A 20,615-nucleotide genomic window follows, 5' to 3' on the forward strand; every position below is an offset into this window, starting at 1 on the left:
GCAGCGAAGCGGAGAGCCGGGACCGCGGGAAACTCAGAGCTTCCGGCGGTCCCGGATCGCGCAAGCGCGTCCGGGATGACAGTTTCAAGATCCTACTTCCGCTGCGCGGCGGTCTTGTCGCGCAGGGCCTTGAACTCCGAGCCCGCCTGCCATTGCGGCCAGACGCGGCTGTTGGCCAGGTCGTGGCCGATCTCGTAGACGAGGCCCAGGTCCATGGCCTGGCCCGACAGGTCCCAGTCGGCCGACCATTCGTCCGCCGGCTGGTGGTAGCGCTTGTCGGTGTAGTCGGCCTCGGCCTTCTCGCCGGCCTCCTTGCCGCCCTTCACCAGGTCGTTGCCCGAGCCGATCGAGATGGCCGGCACGCCGCGCTTGGCGAACGGGAAGTGGTCCGAGCGGTAGAAGTGGCCGGCCTGCGGGACGGGATCCGGCGTGAAATAGCGGCCGTGCAGCTTGGCCTTGGCGACCAGCATGTCCTGCAGGTCGACCTTGCCGTCGCCCGAGGTGCCGATGTCCTTGGCCGGACCGGCGGCCGACAGGGCGTCGATATTTATGTCGCCGACCGTGGCAGCCAGCGGGAAAAGAGGATTCGAAGCGTAATATTCCGAGCCCAGCAGGCCCTTTTCCTCGGCGGTCACGGCCAGGAACAGGATCGAGCGCTGCGGCGCGGGCTGGCTCTTGAAGGCGCGGGCCAGTTCCAGCAGGGCGGCGATGCCGTCGGCGTTGTCGATGGCGCCGTTATAGATCTTGTCGCCCTTGGCGTCCGGAGCGCCGACGCCCAGGTGGTCCCAGTGGCCGCTGTAGATGACGGTCTCGTTCGGGAACTTCGCGCCGACGATGCGGCCGGCGACGTTCTTGGAGATGATCACCTCGTGCTTGACCTTGTAGTCGGCCGAGAAGGTGACGCCCTTCAGCTCGACCGGCTTGAAGTCGCGGGTCTGGGCCTGCTTCTTCAAGGCGTCGAAATCCAGGCCGGATTTCTTGAAGAGGTCGACGGCGGTATCACGCTGGATCCAGGCTTCCATCGCCGGGTGCGACTTGCCCGGCTCCTTGCGAACGATGTCGAACATCGTGTTGGTGTTGGAGTTCTTGACCGTGTTCCAGCCGTACGAGGCCGGGGCCGTCTCGTGGACGATCAGGACGCCGGCCGCGCCCTGGCGCGCGGCTTCCTCGTACTTGTAGGTCCAGCGGCCGTAATAGGTCATGGCCTTGCCGCCGAAGTCGCCGGAACCGGTCTCGAAGTCCGGGTCGTTGATCAGCACGACCAGGATCTTGCCCTTCAGGTCCATGCCCTTGAAGTCGTCCCAGTTGCGCTCCGGCGCCTTGACGCCATAGCCGACGAAGACCAGCGGGGCGTCCTTGATCGAGACGCTGTCGACATTGGTCATGGCCGCGCGGATGGCGACCTGCTCGCCCTGGGTCAGGGCCTGCTTGGCGCCGCCGACCGTGACGCTGGCGGCGACCGGGCCGGCGATCTCGAACTTGCCCAGCGGCACGTTCTGGGTCCAGGCGCGCTTGCCGTCCTTTTGCAGGTCGCCGGCGGGGGAGAGGCCGATGGCCTTCATCTGGTCGACGATGTAGCCGACGGCCTTCTTCTCGCCCTCGGTGGCGGGGCCGCGGCCCTCGAATTCGTCCGACGACAGCACCTTGATGTGGGCCGACAGCCTGGCGGGGTCGATCTTGGGCGCGTCGGCCGCGTGCGCCAGCATGGGCGCGGCGAGCAGGGCGGTGGCGAGCAGCAGGCGTTTCATCTGGGACCCTCTTTGGGGGGAAATCTTGGCGCGGACCCTAGAGAGGGTTTTGGAGTGTGGCTAGGTGGTTTGGTTGGGATGGCGGCGCCTGTACATCTCAACACAGAATCCGATCTCCCCGGCGAATGCCGGGGCCCAGATTCCGCCTGAGAGATTGGGTTGTTCGCGCCCTCTGCCTCGGCCGATCACAGAACGACCGTGGGTTCGATCTGGGCCCCGGCATTCGCCGGGGAGAGCGGTTCAAAAGCTCACTCGCCGACCATCCACCGCCCACCGCTCCAGCCGCTGGCCATCCCAGACGTGCAGGGCGTCATAGAGATTGATGGTCGGATCGCAGTGGCCAGGCTGCAGCCAGACCAGGTCGCCGACCCTGGGCGCATCAGCCGGGACGGCGCGATCGGGATCGGCGTCGGCGTCGGCCACGGCCCGGTCGAAGCTCAGCGGATCGCGGCCGCCGGCCTTCAGCACGTCGATCAGGGCCGGGTGGGCGATCATGCCGTGCTCGTCGCCCATCGGCCGCCAGAGGGAGCCCGGCGCGGCGCCGGCGACCACCCGGGCCGGCGGGCCGTCCATCGACACGGCCTTGAAGCCGGCGTCGACGGTGACGTGGCTCTTGTGGTTGGCCGAGACGACGGTGGAGGCGATGAACAGCGCCGGCTCGAACGCCCAGGCTTCGCCGTCCGGCGCGCCGCAGGCGTCGTACTCGACGTCCATGACGGCGTAGGACCCGGCCTGCAGTTCGGTATAGACGCCCGAGGCCAGGTCGAAGGCGTGGGCGCCCGTGCCGCCGCCCGTCACCACGCCCGGCGGCAGGCCGGCGGCGGTTAGCTCGGCGACCAAGGTCTTCAACACGACGTGGGACGCTTCGGCGGTGCTCCGACGCAGCGCCAGGTCGTCCATATGCTGGATATGGCCGAGATAGGCCTGGATCCCGGCGAACCGCAGGCCCGGCGCGGCGTCGGCGGCGCGGGCCAGATGCGGGGCGTCCTTGGGATAGGCGCCGGCGCGGTGGGTGCCGAGGTCGAGGTCGACGACCAGGTCCAGCGTGACGCCGGCCGCGACGGCGGCGTCGGACAGGCGATCGATCTGGCCCTCGTCATCGGCGACCACGCCGACGGTCGCGCCGGTCTTGGCTAGCGCGGCCAGGCGCGGCGGTCCCCAGGGCGGGACGGGGGCGGTGACGAGGATGTCGGTGATCCCGCCGGCCACATAGGCCTCGGCCTCGCCCACCGTCTGACAGCACAGGCCGACGGCGCCGCCTTCGACGATCAGGCGGCCCAGCGTGGAGCACTTGTGGGTCTTGCCGTGGGCGCGCAGGCGCACGCCGGCGGCGTCGCAGAGGGCCTGCATGCGGGCGAGGTTGCGGGTGAGCGCCGCGCGGTCGACGACCAGGAGGGGCGTCTGGGGGAGATGTTCGGCGCCTGGAAAGTTCACTTTGTTCCCATCCCTCATCGTCATCCCGCGTTTGATGCGCGGGACCTATTTGTCGGCCGCAAGGGCGAAGGAAAGCTAGCCCTCTCGTGCGAGCTGAACCATGGGTCCCGCGCATAAAGCGCGGGATGACGGTTTTGATCGGGAAGGGTGAGCCTAGATCTCACCCCGGAGCACGCTGGCGAACAAGCCCGGATCGACATTGCCGCCCGACAGCACGATCGCGGCCGTCCGGCCTCTCAGGTCGATCTTTCCGGTCAGCGCCGCCGTCAGCGCCACGCAGCCGCCCGGCTCGACCACCAGCTTCAGCACCGAGAACGCGTAGCGCATCGCCTCGGCGACCTCGGCGTCGGTGACGGCGGCGATCCCGCTCAGAGTCTTGCTGTTGATCGCCCAGGTCAGCTCGCCGGGGGTCGGGGTCAAGAGGGCGTCGCAGATCGAGCGGGCGTCCTTGTCGATGGTTTCGCGCCGGCCGCTCTCCAGCGAGCGGCGGGTCTCGTCGAAGCCGGCGGGCTCGGCGCCCCAGACCTCCGTGGACGGAGAAAGCGCCTTCACCGCCGTCGAGGTCCCGGCGATCAGGCCGCCGCCGCCGACCGGCGAGAGCACCCGGTCCAGCGTGACGCCCAGCGCCTTGGCCTGCTCGACGATCTCGATCCCCAGCGTGCCCTGTCCGGCGATGATGTGCGGATCGTCGTAGGAGGGCACGACCACGCAGCCGCGCTCGGCCGCGATCTGGTCGGCGATGGCCACGCGGTCCTCGGTGAAGCGGTCGTAGAAGCGGATCTCGGCCCCGAAGCCCCGGGTGCCCTCGACCTTCACGGCCGGCGAGTCCGACGGCATGACGATCAGGGCCGGGATCTCCAGCAGCTTGGCCGCCAGGGCCACGCCCTGGGCGTGGTTGCCGGACGAGAAGGCCACGACGCCCCGCGCCTTCTCCGCGTCGGTCAGCTGGCTGAGGCGGTTATAGGCTCCCCGGAACTTGAAGGCCCCGGCCCGCTGCAGGGTCTCGGGCTTCAGGAAGATCCGCCCGCTCAGGCGTTCGTTCAGCGCCGGGCTCTCGATCAGCGGTGTCTCGACGGCCAGACCCTTCAGGCGTCCGGCGGCGGCTTGGATGTCGGCGAGGCAGATGTTCATGCCCCCAGGTTTAGGGGTTGCGGCGGCGCTTTTGAAGCACCGCCGCCGCATCGGGGCAAAACCGTTCAAGGAGCGGTCCTGAAACAGTTTGCGACCTTCGTCGTTCAATCCATATAGGGATGGGCTGACTGTTCAGGACGACTCGATGAAGACCGCCATGTTCGCCGCCACGGCTGCTGTCGTGCTGGGGTGCGCCGCCCCCGCCATGGCCGAAGAGGCATTCGTCGGGGTCTACAAGCACGACGTGACCTTCATCGGCAACGCGGTCGGCCTGGGCGCCGCCGGGCGCGAGGACGGGGCCGACATCCACCTCGGCTACCGCACCGACAAGCTGGAAAACCTGCGTTGGCTGGGCAAGCCGCAGGTCCACGCCATGGTGTCGATCAACACCAAGAACACCTCGAACTTCGTGGCCGCCGGCTTCGACTGGAAGATCGAGCTGGGCCAGCCGGGCGGCTTCTATTTCCGCCCCGGGATCGGCCTGGCCTATACCGACGGCAAGGCCGGCCTGCCGCCCGCCAACGCGCCGGGCCTGACCCAGGCCGAGCGCGATCGCCGGACCTATCTCTATTATCACCGCATCGATTTCGGCTCGAAGGTGCTGTTCGAGCCGGAGCTGGCCCTGGGCTACCAGGTCAGCGACAAGGTGTCGGTCGAGCTTTCCTATACCCACCTGTCGAACGGCCAGATCTTCCACCAGGGCAAGAACCAGGGGCTTGACGACGCGGGGGTCAGGCTGGTTTACGCCTTCTGACTTCGCGCCGAGCCGATTTGACGGTTCGCGTGTCGCCCCTTGAAAACAAGGGTGGCCAAAACTGATTGAACGTCCGGGGTCGAGTCCTGTCGAAGGACCCCGCGACGTCACCCGGCAGGCGACAAGGCATATCTCCACCATGGCAAACGTGACCGTTGTCGGCGCCCAGTGGGGCGACGAAGGCAAGGGCAAGATCGTCGACTGGCTCAGCAACCGGGCCGATGTCGTCGTGCGGTTCCAGGGCGGGCACAACGCCGGCCACACGCTGGTGGTCGACGGCAAGGTCTACAAGCTGGCCCTGCTGCCCTCGGGCGTCGTCCAGGGCAAGCTGTCGGTGATCGGCAACGGCGTCGTGGTCGATCCCTGGCACCTGCTCTCCGAGATCGACAAGATCGCCGACCAGGGCGTCAACATCACGCCCGAGCTGCTGATCCTGGCCGACAACGCCTGCCTGATCCTGCCGCTGCACCGCGACCTGGACCAGGCCCGCGAGGCGGCCTCGACCCAGAAGATCGGCACCACCGGCCGCGGCATCGGTCCGGCCTATGAGGACAAGGTCGGCCGCCGCGCCATCCGCGTCGCCGACCTGGCCGATCCCGAAGCCCTGAAGCCGAAGATCGAGCGTCTGCTGAGCCACCACGGCGCCCTGCGGCGCGGCCTGAACCTGCCCGAGGCCAACGCTCAGGAGCTGTTCGACGCCTTGATGGAACTGGCCCCGCGCATCCTGCCCTACGCCCAGCCGGCGTGGCGGGTGTTGGACCAGGCCTACAAGGCCGGCCGCCGCATCCTGTTCGAAGGCGCGCAAGGCTCGCTGCTGGACGTCGACCACGGCACTTACCCCTTCGTGACCTCTTCCAATACAGCGGCGGGCCAGGCCTCGGCCGGCTCGGGCATGGGTCCGTCGGCGACCGGCTTCGTGCTGGGCATCGTCAAGGCCTACACCACCCGCGTGGGCGAAGGTCCGTTCCCGGCCGAGCTGTTCGACGACGTCGGCAAGCACCTGTCGACCGTCGGCCGCGAGGTCGGCGTCAACACCGGCCGCGCCCGTCGCTGCGGCTGGTTCGACTCGGTTCTGGTCCGCCAGTCGGTGGCCATCAACGGCATCCACGGCGTCGCCTTGACCAAGCTGGACGTGCTGGATGGGCTGGAGACCCTGAAGATCTGCGTCGGCTACAAGATCGGCGACAAGGTCCTCGACTACCTGCCGGCCGGCCTGCGCGACCAGGCCGCCGCCACGCCGGTCTACGAGGAGATCGCCGGCTGGACCGAAAGCACCGCCGGCGCCCGCTCGTTCAAGGACCTCAACGCCAACGCCATCAAGTATGTGCGTCGCGTCGAGGAACTGATCGGCGCCCCGGTCGCCCTGCTGTCGACCAGCCCCGAGCGCGACGACACCATCCTGATGCGCGATCCTTTCCAGGGATAGAGCGCAAAAAAGGCGCGGCGGACTGTCGCACGGTAAACGCTTGGTGAACCTTGTTCGCCTAGCCTCCCGCGACCTAGAGCAGGGCGGCCTGAAGCTCTAGTCTTGCGGGAGGAGCGTTTGGCTCTTCGAGATATCCTGGACGACGGACGAGAAGGCGCCTCGCTCTTGATGAGCCGGCGCAGCCGCGTCGCGCGCCTGATCGTCACCACCCTGGTGGGCGGGCTGCTGGCCTTTCACTTCGGCGCCGGGCCGGCCCTGGCCTGGGGCGCGGTGAATGTCGTCCTCGAAGGCTGGCTCGTCTATCTGCAACTGGTCTTCGAACCGCGTCAGACCGGGCGCACGCCGCTGGCTCTGCGGGTGGGGCCGCCGGTCTGCTTCGCGGCCGCCTGGTCGATCATGGCCGGCTGGAGCGCGGTGCATGGTCCGATAGCGATGAAGTTCGCCGCCGTGATCATCCTGTTCGGCATGGTGGTCGAGGGGCTGAAATACGCCACGGTCAGCTGGGCGGCCATGCTCGCCATCCTGCCCGGGCCGTTCGGGGCCCTGACCCTGATCGCCCTGCTGGCCAAGCGCTTCACCGTCTGGGACAAGGCCGTGGTCCTTGTGACGATCGCCGGCCTCATCGGCTACGCCATCGACGCGGTGCGCGTGATGCGCAAGTCCGCCCAGGCTCTCGAGCGCGCCGAGATCGAGGCCCTGGAGGCCAGTCGCGCCAAGTCGGACTTCCTGGCGATGATGAGCCATGAGCTGCGCACGCCGATGAATGGGATGCTGGGTCTGGCCCATGCCCTGCGCGGCACCAACCTCGACGCGCGCCAGATGGACTACCTGGACACGATCGAACAGTCGGGCCACGGCCTGATGACCATTCTCAACGACATCCTCGACCTGTCGAAGGTCGAGGCCGGCAAGCTCGTCCTGGATGTCGCGCCGTTCGACATCCGCAAGTCGGTCTCGCAGATCCGCCTGGTCTGGCGCGAGACCGCGCTGTTGAAGGGCGTCGAGCTGGCCGTCGAGATCGATCCGGCGACGCCGGCCTGGCTGGCGGGTGACGATGCGCGCGTGCGCCAGATCCTGCGCAACCTGATTTCCAACGCCCTGAAGTTCACCGACGCCGGCCGGGTTGTCATCCGCGTCGCGCCGAACGGTCCTGGAGAGGGCGACGGGATCGCCCTGTCCGTGTCCGACACCGGCGTGGGCATGGACGCCGCCCAGGTCGCCCAGCTCTTCACCCCGTTCGTCCAGGGCGACCGCACGACCGCCCGCCGGTTCGGCGGCACCGGCCTGGGCCTGGCCATCTGCCGGCGCCTGGCCGAGCAGATGGGGGGCGAGATCGGCGTGGAGAGCGCGCTGGGCGAGGGCTCGATCTTCACCGCCCGCCTGCCGCTACCCGCCGCCGCGGCGCCGGAGAACGCGTCGGACGACGCCGCCGCCGCCGACTTGACCGGAGCGCGGGTGCTGGTCGTCGACGACAACGCCATCAACCAGACCGTGGCCCGCGCCATCCTGGAAGCCGCCGGAGTCCTGGTGGCGACCGCCGCCGATGGCCACACGGCCCTGGCCCGCCTGCGGGTCGAGGACTTCGACGTCGTGCTGATGGACGTGCACATGCCGGTGATGGATGGCGTCGAGACCGTGCGCCGCATCCGCGCGGGCGAGGGCGGCCGGGTCGACCTGCCGGTTGTGGCCCTGACCGCCGACGCCATGGTCGGCGACGCCGAGCGCCTGCTGGCCCAGGGCTTCGACGACGCCCATCCCAAGCCGATCCAGCCGGCCGGACTGCTGATGACGGTGGCCAGGATGCGCGGCGCGGCGTCGGCGCCCGAAGCGCTGAAGGCCGCGAGCTAGAGCCTATTCCCCGATATAGCGGGCCAGTTCCTCCGGGGCGCCCGTGGGGAAGGATTCGAGCGACCCCGCGTCCCCGCTTCCGGTTGCGTGCGATTGAGCGAACGTCGTTTGGTTAGCGTTTGTTAGCCACCCCGGCCTTATGACGGCGTGTCTACACAAGGGGTTTTCGTGTCCGCACTCGCGCGTCGCCGCAAGCTGAAGCCGATCCACAAGTCCGATCGGATGATGCGCAGCCTGCGCGCCCTGGAGCGCACGGCCTCGACCAGCCGTGTCCTCAACCTGCTGGCCGTCGAAGCCGATAGCGCCCACCGGCCCGAATACGCTCAGGCGCCGCTGTTCCGGAACCGGACCCTGAACACCGCCATCGTGCTGAAGCACCGCCTGCGCAACGACGACATCTACCTGTTCGACGAAGCCCGGCCGACGGCGACCAAGATCATCATCCCGTTCGACCGCAAGGACCTGGGGCTGGGCGGCCAGTCGGTGTTCGTGGGTCAGCGCGGCTGGGCCGATCTGGTGGTCGAGGCCTGCAACGCCTCGGGCGACATGAGCCGCGATCTCGCCACCCTGCGCATGATCGACGTGCTGCCGTCACTGGATCCGTTCCTGCTGCGCGAGCACCTGCGCCGCCACGGCGTGCTGGTGGCCAACTGCTATTTCGCCCTGTCGACGGCCGACTACGAGAACATGCAGGGCTTCGTGACCCTGGAAATCTCGCGGCTGATCGAACTGGCCTATCGCGGGGCCGGCGGCGTCGGCCGCGCGCATGCCGCCCGCCTGGTCGAGGCCCTGCTGTCGACCGATGTCGACGAGCGCCTGGAGCCGCTGCGCGACACCCTGGTCATGGAGGGCGAGAGCTTCAAGGAGGGCGTCTTCAGCTGGAAGGGCTTCCTCTATTACAAGTGGATGCTGACCAAGCTGTGGCCGCAGCTGACCACGGTGGGTCAGGAGATCGGCCGCCTGATCGTCACCGGCAACAAGGACGCCGAGACCGCCAAGTTCGTCGACGACTCCCGCCGCCGCCTGCAGGGCGGGGTGCTGGTCGAGCGCTCGGCGATCCTGCGCACGCTGAAGGTCTATGACGACGCGTTCGAGGATCTGATCGAGAACGGCCGGCCCACGGCCTTCCGCGACTTCCTGTTGCGCGCGCCCGAGATGTTCCTGTCGCTGGGCGAGCGGGTGGGGGTGATCTCCCACATCTCCAGCTACTGGCGTTATCGCTTCCCCCAGAACGAGCCGCTGACGGTCGACGTCGAGGAGGCCATCGATATCCTGATGGACTTCGAGGCCGGCCTGTCGGTGCCCCTGGGCGCCTAGCGAGCGCACGGAGCGAGCACGACAAACTGACGCGATTAATCGCCGCGCGATTATAAGCGGATTTTTACATTCTGGGTCTATTCGTCGGGGTCTAGTTTCGAGGAGTCTGTGGTCCGTGTTCGACGGTAACGTCCGCACAATCCAGCGTGTCGCCGCCAAGGTGCAGCGAGTCATGGTCGTCGATCCGAATCCGGCGACGGCGCGCTTGCTGGCCGAGCACCTGCGCCCGCTGGGGGGCGTGCAGATCTTCGCCGCGCCATCGGCGGAGAAGGGCTACGCCATGGCCCGCGCCACTGATCCCCAGCTGATCTTCGTCGAGCACAACCAGGCCGGCGTCGACGGCCTGGCCTTCACCCGCAAGATTCGCCGCAGCGACCTGATGTGCCGCGAGGCCCCGGTGATCATGTGCACGGCCGAAGCCACCGCCGAAGCGATCTTCGGCGCCCGCGACGCCGGCGTGCACGAGTTCATGCGCAAGCCCTTCAATCTGGGCGATCTGGAGCGCCGCCTCGAAGCGGTGACCCTCAAGCCGCGCGACTGGATCGAGGCCGTGGCCTATGTCGGTCCCGACCGCCGCCGCTTCAACTCGGCCGACTACAAGGGCCCGCGCAAGCGCAAGGCCGACGGGGCCGGCACGCCCGGCGCGCGCCTGTCCCAGGCCCTGCGTATCGTCAAATCCGCCGCCACCGCGCTGGACAGCGATCCGGCCCAGGCCCGCCGCGCCCTGATCGCCCAGGCGGTCGAGTTGCGCAAGGTCGGCGAGTTCATCAAGGACCGCCGCCTGGTCGAGGCCGCCGCGGCGCTGGAAACCTGCATGGGCGCGGACCTGGCCGGTCCTGCGGCCCGCTTGGAGCTGGTCAAGCGCATTGACGCCCTGCTGGGCTTCATGGTCGGCGAGGACAAGGGCCGGGCGGCGTAGCGTTGCTCCTTCCTCTCTAGGGCAGGGGGGAACAACAAAAAAGGCGGCGTCCTCGCGGGCGCCGCCTTCTTCGTTTCAGGTTGTCGGTCCCCTAGAACGCCACGCGGGCGACCAGTTGGAACACCGGACCGGCCTTTTCGCGCTCGAGCTCGTACTCGTCGAAGTCGCGGGTCTGCTGGCTGGTCAGGGTGGTGAACTTGTTGAACGTCTCGCGCTTGTTGGCGTCCAGCAGGTTCGAGCCGGTCAGGCGCACGACCATGCTCTTGCCGATGCGTTTCTCGATGAAGGCTTCAAGGTCGGCGCCGTAGGTGGTGGTGACCTCCTCGCCGACGACGCGGCTGTAGGCCTCGCCCTGCTTGCGATAGGACATGCCGAACGACGCGCCGAACGACGGGATGTCCTGGATGAAGCCGACGTTGAACACCGACTCGGCCTGGCTGTTGAACCGGCGCTTGCCGAACTCGTCGCTGACCTTGGAGTCGAGGTACGAGTAGTTCAGGAACACCCCGGTATTCTCCAGGCCGATGATCGTCAGGGGCGTCGAGAGGTCGAACTCGATCCCGTAGACCTGGCCGTCGCCGGTGTTGCGGGCCGAATAGACCCAGGCGATGTCGTCCGGCGGATCATCGGCCGAGCCGCGCTTGCCGGTGTTGGCCAGTTCGATCAGGTCCTTGATGTCGCGGTAGAAGACATTGACCCCGAACACGCCGTCGCGGCCCATCCGGTGCTCGTAGCCGACGTCCAGACCCCAGGCCTTTTCCGGGTCCAGGTCTGGGTTGCCGACGAAGTCGTTGGAGCCCAGCTCTTCCTCGAGCAGCACCGGCGAAAGGTGCTGGAAGCTGGGACGGCGCACCGTGCGGGCGGCCGAGGCGTAGATCTGGTCGGCGCCCGACAGGTTGTAGCGCACCGAGGCCGACGGCAGCAGGATCTGGTAGTCCTTGTCCGCCTTGGTCCTCAGGACGTAGTCCTCGATCGTGACGTCGGTGGTCTCGTAGCGCAGGCCCGCTTCCCACTTCACGCCGTTCGAGCGGCCCGACGCCATGATGTAAGGGTCGATGCGGGTCTGCTCCAGGCGCGCGCTGCCGACCACGCCATAGGGGCGGTAGGCGGGCGGCGAAGCGGCCGGCAGGCTGTAGCGATTGCGCGGGACTTCCTGCACGTGGGCGTCGCGACGCTTGCCCTCGTACTGGACGCCGAACTCCAGGCTGGCGCTGTCGGTCAGGTCGCGCTTGTGCTCGAGCTTGGCCGAGACCTCGTCGTCGGCGATGCGGGTCTTGGCGCGGTCGCCGGTGAAGCGGTCGCCGTCCGGGAACGGGGTCGAGTCACGCAGATATTCGGTCTCGTACTCGAACTCGTATTCGTTGTTCTCGAACGAGGCGTAGCCCAGCTTGATGCTGGTCTCGCCGCCGGCCATCGGGAACTTGTACTTGCCGTTCAGCGAATAGCTGTCCTGCTGGATGTCGACGTCATTGTCGTTGATGGTCGACAGGTTGGCGGTGACGTTGGAGCCGGTGTTGTACTCGATCGAGTCTTCGTTCTGATATCGGTCGGTGTGGACGTAGAAGCCGTTGACCGACAGCTGGCCGGCGCCGACCGGCACGTCGTAGGCGATGTTGAACGAGCTGTCGGTGCCGTTGCGCTTGTCGGTCTGGATTTCGTTGTTGTTCAGGGCCGCGCCCGGCTTATCGTAGCGCAGGCTGAGCTTTTCCTTCGGATTGCGGCGGCCCTGGACGTTGGCGCCGACCAGCAGGCGGCCGGGGCCGACCTGGCCGCCCCAAACCGCGCCATAGGTCTCGCGCACGCGCTTGTCGTCGAAGTGCAGAGCGCCGACGCGGACATAGCCGCCGTCCAGGTTCATGGCGTCACGCAGCACGATGTTCAGCGCGCCGGCCACGGCGTCGCCGCTGCGGTTGGCGCTGTTGCCGCGGACGATCTCGATGTGGTCGATCAGCTCGGCCGGGATGCGGTCGACGAAGAAGGCCTGGTCCGCGCCGTTGCCGAACGTGCCCGAGCTGGAGCCCGAGCCGGGGACCCTCTCCCCGTTGATCAGGATCTGGGTGTAGGCCGGGTCGAGGCCGCGCAGGCGCACGCCGTCCGACTCCAGCACGTCCGACAAGAACGAGACGCTGGGCACGCGCTTGAGAGCGTCGCCGACGGTCAGCGGCTCGAAGCGCTGGAAATAGTCGAGGCCGTAGTCGAGGACCGGGGCGGTCGATTCGCTGCGGTTGCGATAGGCGATCTTGGCCTGGACCACGACTTCCGAGGCCAGGGTCGGCGTTTCAGCGGTGGCGATCGGCGCGTCCTCAGGCGCGGCGGCGGCGACAGACGCCAGGGCCAGCGGCCCGAAGGCCGCCAGCGCGAAGAGCATGGTCTTCTTCATCAGTATCCCCTTGTTCGTCGCGCATTCTTGAGCAGCGCGCTTGGACAGCCCGGGGTCGGCATAGTTTTAGGAGGCGATGTTTCCCTGACAGTTTTATCTCAGAATCTTGAAGGTCGCCCGGCGCGGTCGCGCCTACCGCGTCCCCGCGGGGCGTTGCAGCCAGTGGCGCAGCGCCCCGTTCACCGGCCCTGGCGCCTCCATCGGCGTCATGTGGCCGGTGTTGGGGATGACCAGCAGGTGCGTGCAGCCGATCGCCGCCGCCATCGCGCGATGACCGGCGGCGGGGGTGATCTGGTCGTTCTCGCCGACAATGATGACCAGCGGCACGCGGAGGGCGCGCAAAGCCGCCTCGCCGTCCTCGCGCTCCAGGCTGTTCTGGCGCAGGAAGACCTCGCGGCCCAGGCGCTGGGTCATGTCGACGATGCGGCCGGTCAGGTCGGCGTCGTCCAGGCGCGAGGCGTCGACATAGCTCTTCATGATCGCCTGGCCGATCCCCAGGAACGTCCCGCCCTTGGCGGCCGCCTTGTTCAGGGCCCGGCGCTGGGCGGCGCGCTCGGCCGTGTCGACGCGCATCGAGGTGTCCAGCAGGGCCAGCCGCTCGATGCGCTGGGGCGCGATCCGCGCGATCTCCTGGGCCACGTAGCCGCCCATCGAGAACCCGGCCAGGGCGAAGGTCGGCTCGGCCTTCTCCAGCACGCTTCGCGCCATGTCGCGGATCGTGGCGTAGGGCGTCAGGTCGGGGACCCACGGCCGGGCGACGTCGGAGAGGCCGCTGATCTGGTCACGCCACAGCGCGGCGTCGTTGAGCAGGCCAGGCAGGAGGATCAGCTGGGGGAGGGGAGCGGTCGTGTCGGTCATTGCCGTGCTCATAGCACCATAGAAAGCTCAGTCATTCCCGCCCGGAGATGGGGGAGTACACCGATACAAGCAACGCCGGCCGCGGACGTCCGATAACGGACCTGCCCATCGTCTGTTCGGGGGGGGGGCGGAGTCGACGCCGTGGCCCGTGGAAGGTTTCGAGCAAGGCGGCGGCCGCAGGACTTCAGGAAGCAGTCGAGACGGCTGCATAGGCGGCGCCATGTACGGGGATCGAGATGGCAACGGCCAGATCGACACGGGTATTCTCTACAACCCCAACACCGGCCTAATCTCGGCTGACTTCGGGTGCGACGGCGTCGGCGATCAGGTCATCGCTCACGTATAAATTCGAGTTATGGGATGCGGCTCTGCGATAATTGGCGCGGGGCCGCATCTTTGCGTTGACGGTGGACAATGAGACGAAACCTGAGCCTAGTTGGCGCCGCGTTCGTGGCGGTGATGCAAGTCGGGGTCGCGCGGGCTCAAATAGGATCGAGTGAGTTTTGCGGCAGTCGGTCGCTCAGCTTTTCTCCTGACGGCCGCTACATTTACGCGTCGAAAGATGCGCAGCTCATCTATGCCGAGGTCGATTGCCTCCTGACGGGTCGCCGAGATTGTCAGGTGGCGATAGCAAGCAATCCTGACGCCTTCCCGCGCGGGACTTACTTTGGCGCTACCGACGACGAAATATACCTCGTGTCGGCGGGCATGGATGGTCAGGGCCGAGCGACCGGCGCCAACGCCATTCGCGCCTTCAGCACCCGCACCCAAGCGGTTGGGGACCAGAGACCATATTTCCCCACTGGCGAAGACGTGTTGGGTTTCATCGAAGCCGGACGGACCGGCGGCCCCTTTGCCAGTAACGAAGAGGCGGCCAAAGACAAAAATACTGGGGTCCTGGTCGACGCCAGCCGCCAGCGCTCACAGCTGAGTCCGAACGCGCGAAACCTCTATGGCCGCGTGGCCGATGATCGATCGATCTATCTCGTTCGCAGCGATCGGGATTACTCCGTCAGCTACCGCTTGGATGGCGGACCAGAACGTCCGCTCTGGATAAACGGCAACCCGTTCTCGCAGCGCCGCGCCAACCTCGAATTCAAGTTCGATGGCCCGGACGCGATCGCTCTGGCTTCCGGCAGCGTTTTACGGATTTCGGCCGGGAGGCCGCTGCGGGACGAGACGGCGCTAAAGTCCCGGGCCGTTCTTCTCTCTGGTGAAGACGATGCTCGGTACTATGGCTACTGGACGGCTGAGGGCCTCGTGGCCAAAGGCGTTCGCCCTGAACTCGTCGCAGCGGTGAACCGATTGGCAAGCCAGCGACGCACCGAGCACATCTCCGGCGTAGCCGTTCACAACGGCATTGGCGCGGCCTTGATCAGCTACGGCCCTTACCGCGGGGCCAACGGGCGGGCGACGACCAGGCACGAAATTGTTCAAGGCGCCCGGAGCGCCACGATCGAGTGCGGCGGGGCGTTGATCGCCGAACAAGAGGTCCGCCGGATCGGCGGCAAGAACGGGATCTTCGTTCAACGATACATGTCCGGAACTCGACCGACGGTGCTCTATCTTGGAGGCGGGCCTGGGCAGCACCTCTCACTCGACAATGGGTTTGACAACGACATCGCCACGCTCCTGGACAACGGGTTCAACGTCGACGTCGTGCAGTACGGCGGGTCGGACTACACATTCGCGCTGTATGATCGCCTGCAGGCCGATGGACCCGCTTCGCTTCGCCGCGACGCAGCGCTGATCCAGGCCTATGCCGAACAAGTCTACGGCCACAGGGGCGATGTGTCGTTGTACGCCTTCAGCTTCGGCGCCAGCTTCTATCGCCATTTCGAACCGGGGTTCCTGGCTCGGATGCGAGGTATCGTCCTTGCTGCGCCATCAGGAACAGTGGCGATGCCCGACTTTTCGTCGATCCAGGATCCTGCCCAACGCGCCCAGATCGCGGCCCTCAGCGCCAGCGTCAATGCGCGTTTGTGGGGGCGGGGTACGGTCAAAGAGGCGGGCGACTATTTCGCTGGCCTTCGAACCTGTCCGGTAGCTTCCCCCACCACGATTGTGGTCGGCGAGAGGGACGACGTAGTCTCGCCCCGGCGCGACTACGTTTCTTGCGAGGCCTCAAGCCGTGTGCGGTTTCTCTCGCATCCGTACGGTCACGTCAGCCCGCTCGATCCCAACTATAAGGGCAGGATCACTGCATTTCGCCAGGTCGTTGAGGCATTGAGGGGCGTGATGCCGAACCGTCGAAATGGTCCTACCGATTAGGACGGGGCGCCTTGCCGGCAACCGGACCTTCAGGACCGTGGCGCAACGAAAAAGGGGCGCTCAGCGAGCGCCCCTTTCCGTCCCACTGACGTGAGCTCTAGCCTTACGCATCCACCATGTTCTTGGCGATCGCCGCCTCGCGCATGGTCTTCTGCAGCTTCTCGAACGCCCGGACCTCGATCTGGCGGACGCGTTCGCGGCTGACGCCGTACCGGGCGGCCAGTTCTTCCAGGGTGGTCGGGTCGTCCTTCAGGCGGCGCTCGGTCAGGATGTGACGCTCGCGGTCGGTCAGCTCGACCATCGCTTCTTCCAGAAGCGACATCCGCAGCGACTTCTCCTCGTTCTCGGCGACGACGGTCTCTTGCGACACCTGGTCGTCGTCGGCCAGCCAGTCCTGCCACTCGCTTTCGCCGTCGGCGCGCAGCGGCGCGTTCAGCGAGGCGTCGGGGCCCGACAGGCGGCGGTTCATCGAAATGACCTCGCTGTCCAGCACGCCCAGCTTGGTGGCGATGGCGCTGACCTGGTCGGGACGCAGGTCGCCGTCCTGGAAGGCTTCGATCTGGCTCTTGGCCTTGCGCAGGTTGAAGAACAGCTTCTTCTGCGCGGCGGTCGTGCCCATCTTCACCAGCGACCACGAACGCAGGATGTATTCCTGGATCGAGGCGCGGATCCACCACATGGCGTAGGTGGCCAGGCGGAAGCCCTTGTCGGGCTCGAACTTCTTGACGGCCTGCATCAGGCCGACATTGCCTTCAGAGATCACCTCGCCGATCGGCAGGCCGTAGCCGCGATAGCCCATGGCGATCTTGGCCACGAGACGCAGGTGCGACGTGACCATCTTGTGGGCGGCGGCGGAGTCCTGATGCTCTTTCCAGCGCTGGGCGAGCATGAACTCCTCGTCCTTGGGCAGCATCGGGAACTTGCGGATCTCGGTGAGGTATCGCGACAGGCCGCCGTCCGGCGACATCACCGATAGAGAATTCACGGCCATACTTTTCATATCCCCTTGCGTGCGGATCCGCTCGCCAATCGCGCGCGATCATCCCCCACACGAGGGACTAGATAGTTCGCGAAGCGGCGGTTGGAAGAGTGGTAACGCATTTGTAATGTCCGAGTTGCCCGCTGGGATATTGTACAAATGCGGCGTCACTTTGATCGGGGGCGGGATTGGGCCAATCTCCGTCCATCGAGAGGGAGTCGCGCCGCATGTTCCGTTTCATCTTCCGCATCCTGATCGCCGCCGCCGGCCTGTGGCTGGCCGCGCGCATCGTGCCCGGCGTCACGGCCGATGGCTGGAAGACCCTGCTGATCGCCGGCCTGCTGCTGGGGATCGTCAACGCCATCGTCCGGCCGGTGGTCACCGTCCTGACCTTCCCGCTGACCCTTCTGACCCTGGGCCTGTTCCTGCTGGTGGTGAACGCGGCGATGATCGGGCTGGTGGCCTGGCTCCTCGACGGGCTGGCGGTGGACGGCCTGTGGGCCGGGGTGCAGGCGGCCGTGGTGACGGGGATCGTCAGCTGGGTTGGCCAGGTGCTGCTGGGGGACGCCAGGAAGGAAATGGGCTGATCACGCCGTCCGGGGCGCCCGCGGGCGCCGCGTTCGACGACCGGAGGAGCCAGTGGTCAAGCTCGCCCCGCCGGAGGATTTCCCGGCCCGGGATTTTCATGGATAGCGGGCGCCGGGTTCAGGTCGCCAGTCAGAGTAGACGGGAACGGTAAACGCGCCCGCAAGCACTGTGACGTCGCTATGAAGTTTTCGCGAAATAACACCGTTCAAGCGGGGCCATTAGCACGTCGTTAGCCGAGGAAATGATCCTTCCCTCCGCGAGTGGAGGCGTTGCCATGTTCACCCTGCGGGATACCGTTTCTTCCCTGACCCCCGCGCGTCAGGACGATCTCGGCAAAGCCCTGTACGAGCGGTTCCGCGAGGAGCCCGACACCCTGATCGTGCCCGTGGTCGACGCCGACGACCGCCCGATCGGCCTGGTCGAACGCAACGCCTTCTTCCTGCGCATGGCCGCCGAATACGGCCGCGCCCTCTACGCCAACCGTCCGATCTCGACGCTGATGGACAGCGAGCCGCTGGTCGTCGACGCCGACACGGCCCTGGCCGAGTTCACCAGCGACAGCCTGTCGTACCGGGCGTCCGACCTGCTGCGCGGCTTCATCGTCACCGAGGGGGGCCGGTATCTCGGCGTTGGCACGGTGCTGGGTCTGCTGCAGGCCGCCAACGAGACCAACCGCCGGGGCGTGGCCGATCTGGCCGCCGCCAAGGCCGATGTCGAGCGCGCTGAAACCTTCATGACCGCCATTGTCGAGGCCATGCCCTCGATGGTCTTCGTCAAGCGCGCCGACGATCACAGCTATGTGCTGCTGAACCGCGCCGGCGAGAAAATGCTGGGCCGGCCGCGCGCCGAGGTGATCGGCAAGACCGACGCCGACTTCCACGACGCCGAGCTGGCGGCGCTGTATGTCGAGCGCGACCGCGAGGTGCTGGAGTCGGGCGAGGTTCGCGTGATCGAGGAAGACCACGTGCCGCGCAAGGACGGCGGCATGGCCATCCTCCGCACCAAGAAGATCGCCCTGCGCAACGCCGAGGGGCAGGCCGAATACCTGCTGGGCGTCTCGGAAGACATCGCCGAACGCAAGCGCGCCGAGGCCCAGATCGCGCGCCTGGCGCACTACGATCCGCTGACCGAGCTGCCCAACCGCGTGCTGTTTCAGCGGCACCTGTCCGAGGCCCTGGCCCGCCGCGCCCGAAAGGGCGACCAGCTGGCCGTCCACTTCATCGACCTGGATCGCTTCAAGACCGTCAACGACACCCTCGGCCACCCGCTGGGCGACGAGCTGCTGCGCGTCGCCGCCGAGCGCCTGCGCGGCTGCGTGCGCGAAGGCGACACCGTGGCCCGCCTGGGCGGCGACGAGTTCGCGGTGGTTCAGGCCGGCCTGTCCGACATGACCGGCGCCACGCGCCTGGCCGAGCGCATCGTCGAGGCGATGTCGGCGCCGTTCGACCTGCAGGGCCACCAGGTGGTGATCGGCGCCAGCGTCGGCGTCGCCGCCGCGCCGTCGGACGGCGAGGACGCCGACGAACTGCTGAAGAAGGCCGACATGGCCCTCTATCGCGCCAAGGCCGACGGTCGCGGCGCCTTCCACTTCTTCGAACGCGCCATGGACGAGCAGTTGCAGGCCCGCCGCGCGCTTGAGCTCGATCTGCGCCGGGCCCTGACGGCCGGCGAGTTCGAGCTCTACTACCAGCCGCTGTACAATCTGGGCGCCGAGCAAGTGACGGGCTGCGAGGCCCTGCTGCGCTGGCGCCACCCCGACCGGGGCATGGTCTCGCCGGCCGACTTCATCCCGCTGGCCGAGGAGATCGGCCTCATCGTCCCGCTGGGCGATTGGGTGCTGCGCACGGCCTGCGCGGAAGCGGCCCGATGGCCCGATCACGTGCGCCTGGCGGTGAACCTGTCGCCGGCCCAGTTCCGCGACCGGGGCCTGGTGCGCACCGTCGTCTCGGCCCTGGCCGCCTCGGGCCTGCCGGCTGAGCGCCTGGAGCTGGAGATCACCGAGTCGGTGCTGCTGCAGGACAGCGCCGCCAACATGTCGATGCTGCACGACCTGAAGGCCCTGGGCGTGCGGATCTCGATGGACGACTTCGGCACGGGCTACAGCTCGCTCAGCTATCTGCGCAGCTTCCCGTTCGACAAGATCAAGATCGACCAGACCTTCGTCCGCGACATCCTGGAAGACAGCGACGCCATGGCCATCATCAAGGCCGTGCTCGACCTCGGCTCGTCCATGGGCATCGTCACCACGGCCGAGGGCGTCGAGACCCTGGAGCAGCTGAACGCCCTGCGCGGCCAGGGCTGCGCCGAGATCCAGGGCTATTTCATCAGCCGCCCGGCCCCGGCCAGCGAGATCGCCAAGCTGCTGGGGATCACCGAGACGAGCGCCAGCGCGGCGGCTGAAGCGGCCGCGGCCCCCGTTGTCACCTTCTCCCAGAGGGAGAAGGAGGGACCCGCGCCGCAGGCGTGGGGGGATGAGGGGTTACAGCGGCTCGGGACTTAGCCCGTCTTTCGCGGTCGACCGCCCAGCTTGCCATTCGCCCTTGCGGCCGCGGCCTTGCTGTCGGTCCGCGCCAGACCACCCTGCTGACCCATTCGGGCCGCCATCCAGGCCTTCGAGCCAAAGACGCCCTCGATCAGGGCGGGGATGTAGAGATCGGCGTCGATCGCTGGGAAATGTAGTCCCGTACCCGCGCCGACAACTTCGATCGCCTTCAATTGGGCGGTCGTCGCACCTTGCAGCGCCTGGGCCAGACTTGGCGGAAAGCTGAAGAAGGCGCCGTTCGCCAGGGCGATCTCCACGAGGCCTCGCGCGGAGTCATAACGCGCCGCTAGGGCCTGGGGGCTTTGGGCCCGCGAAGCCTCGCCACGTCGCGTCGCCGCTTCGATCTCTTCATCGGTAATCGCCATGCACGCGTCTCCATTCCGTGCAGAGCAGCTCGAGGTTGGCCTCGACCTGTTCGAT

17 protein-coding genes are annotated in these 20,615 nt (G+C 67.3%); 9 read left to right on the top strand and 8 right to left on the bottom strand.

All coding sequences use genetic code 11. From position 1 onward, the window contains the following. Positions 1-92: 92 nt before the first annotated feature. From AC1RJ9_RS00220 to AC1RJ9_RS00230, 3 genes are all read right to left on the bottom strand, one after another. On the bottom strand, positions 93-1,748 hold the full coding sequence (locus AC1RJ9_RS00220) for a M28 family metallopeptidase (protein ID WP_492835825.1): 1,656 nt from the start codon (positions 1,746-1,748) through the stop codon (positions 93-95). Positions 1,749-1,988: 240 nt separating this feature from the next. Further along, complete coding sequence (locus AC1RJ9_RS00225; RefSeq protein WP_492835823.1) at positions 1,989-3,200, bottom strand: alanine racemase; 1,212 nt, start codon at positions 3,198-3,200, stop codon at positions 1,989-1,991. A 135-nt stretch (positions 3,201-3,335) separates the two neighbouring features. Beyond that, the gene (locus AC1RJ9_RS00230) at positions 3,336-4,313 is read right to left on the bottom strand and encodes a threonine ammonia-lyase (protein ID WP_492835821.1); all 978 of its coding nucleotides are present in this window, start codon (positions 4,311-4,313) and stop codon (positions 3,336-3,338) included. 145 nt (positions 4,314-4,458) lie between these two features. On the opposite strand from AC1RJ9_RS00230, the gene AC1RJ9_RS00235 reads away from it, so the two are divergent. From AC1RJ9_RS00235 to AC1RJ9_RS00255, 5 genes are all read left to right on the top strand, one after another. After that, positions 4,459-5,067, top strand: coding sequence for an acyloxyacyl hydrolase (locus AC1RJ9_RS00235; RefSeq protein WP_492835819.1), 609 nt, complete (start codon positions 4,459-4,461; stop codon positions 5,065-5,067). Positions 5,068-5,206: 139 nt separating this feature from the next. Further along, positions 5,207-6,493, top strand: coding sequence for an adenylosuccinate synthase (locus AC1RJ9_RS00240; protein ID WP_492835817.1), 1,287 nt, complete (start codon positions 5,207-5,209; stop codon positions 6,491-6,493). A gap of 168 nt (positions 6,494-6,661) precedes the next feature. After that, entirely contained in the window at positions 6,662-8,341 is a 1,680-nt protein-coding gene (locus AC1RJ9_RS00245) for an ATP-binding protein (RefSeq protein WP_492835815.1), read from the top strand. Between the two features lie 168 nt (positions 8,342-8,509). Next, positions 8,510-9,658, top strand: coding sequence for a hypothetical protein (locus tag AC1RJ9_RS00250; RefSeq protein WP_492835813.1), 1,149 nt, complete (start codon positions 8,510-8,512; stop codon positions 9,656-9,658). Positions 9,659-9,830: 172 nt separating this feature from the next. Next, positions 9,831-10,577, top strand: coding sequence for a response regulator (locus AC1RJ9_RS00255; protein WP_492836105.1), 747 nt, complete (start codon positions 9,831-9,833; stop codon positions 10,575-10,577). Between the two features lie 91 nt (positions 10,578-10,668). On the opposite strand, the gene AC1RJ9_RS00260 is transcribed toward AC1RJ9_RS00255, so the two are convergent. Together AC1RJ9_RS00260 and AC1RJ9_RS00265 are read right to left on the bottom strand one after the other, a co-directional pair. Continuing rightward, positions 10,669-12,957 (bottom strand): TonB-dependent receptor plug domain-containing protein, encoded by a 2,289-nt coding sequence (locus AC1RJ9_RS00260; RefSeq protein WP_492835811.1) that lies wholly within the window; start codon positions 12,955-12,957, stop codon positions 10,669-10,671. Between the two features lie 132 nt (positions 12,958-13,089). Further along, positions 13,090-13,815, bottom strand: a complete 726-nt coding sequence (locus tag AC1RJ9_RS00265) for an alpha/beta fold hydrolase (protein ID WP_492835809.1) — start codon at positions 13,813-13,815, stop codon at positions 13,090-13,092. A gap of 220 nt (positions 13,816-14,035) precedes the next feature. Between AC1RJ9_RS00265 and AC1RJ9_RS00270 the strand changes: the two genes are divergently transcribed. Together AC1RJ9_RS00270 and AC1RJ9_RS00275 are read left to right on the top strand one after the other, a co-directional pair. Continuing rightward, entirely contained in the window at positions 14,036-14,161 is a 126-nt protein-coding gene (locus AC1RJ9_RS00270) for a hypothetical protein (RefSeq protein ID WP_492835807.1), read from the top strand. Between the two features lie 104 nt (positions 14,162-14,265). Next, positions 14,266-16,086: an alpha/beta fold hydrolase gene (locus AC1RJ9_RS00275; RefSeq protein WP_492835805.1), complete on the top strand. Its 1,821-nt coding sequence runs from the start codon at positions 14,266-14,268 to the stop codon at positions 16,084-16,086. 103 nt (positions 16,087-16,189) lie between these two features. Here the strand turns inward: AC1RJ9_RS00275 and rpoH are convergent, their stop codons facing one another. Next, complete coding sequence (rpoH, locus tag AC1RJ9_RS00280) at positions 16,190-17,086, bottom strand: RNA polymerase sigma factor RpoH (RefSeq protein ID WP_492835803.1); 897 nt, start codon at positions 17,084-17,086, stop codon at positions 16,190-16,192. Further along, entirely contained in the window at positions 17,083-17,187 is a 105-nt protein-coding gene (locus AC1RJ9_RS00285) for a hypothetical protein (RefSeq protein WP_125155962.1), read from the bottom strand. Before AC1RJ9_RS00285 ends, rpoH begins: the two co-directional genes overlap by 4 nt. A 105-nt stretch (positions 17,188-17,292) precedes the next feature. On the opposite strand from AC1RJ9_RS00285, the gene AC1RJ9_RS00290 reads away from it, so the two are divergent. Together AC1RJ9_RS00290 and AC1RJ9_RS00295 are read left to right on the top strand one after the other, a co-directional pair. Beyond that, positions 17,293-17,652 (top strand): phage holin family protein, encoded by a 360-nt coding sequence (locus AC1RJ9_RS00290; RefSeq protein ID WP_492835801.1) that lies wholly within the window; start codon positions 17,293-17,295, stop codon positions 17,650-17,652. A gap of 275 nt (positions 17,653-17,927) precedes the next feature. Further along, positions 17,928-20,153: a putative bifunctional diguanylate cyclase/phosphodiesterase gene (locus tag AC1RJ9_RS00295; protein WP_492835799.1), complete on the top strand. Its 2,226-nt coding sequence runs from the start codon at positions 17,928-17,930 to the stop codon at positions 20,151-20,153. Here the strand turns inward: AC1RJ9_RS00295 and AC1RJ9_RS00300 are convergent. After that, a complete protein-coding gene (locus AC1RJ9_RS00300) occupies positions 20,150-20,560 on the bottom strand; it encodes a DUF2442 domain-containing protein (RefSeq protein WP_492835797.1) in 411 nt (136 codons plus the stop codon). The genes AC1RJ9_RS00295 and AC1RJ9_RS00300 overlap by 4 nt on opposite strands. Positions 20,561-20,615: the final 55 nt, after the last annotated feature.

The sequence above is a fragment of the Caulobacter sp. GW822-FHT07D08 genome (assembly GCF_058798735.1).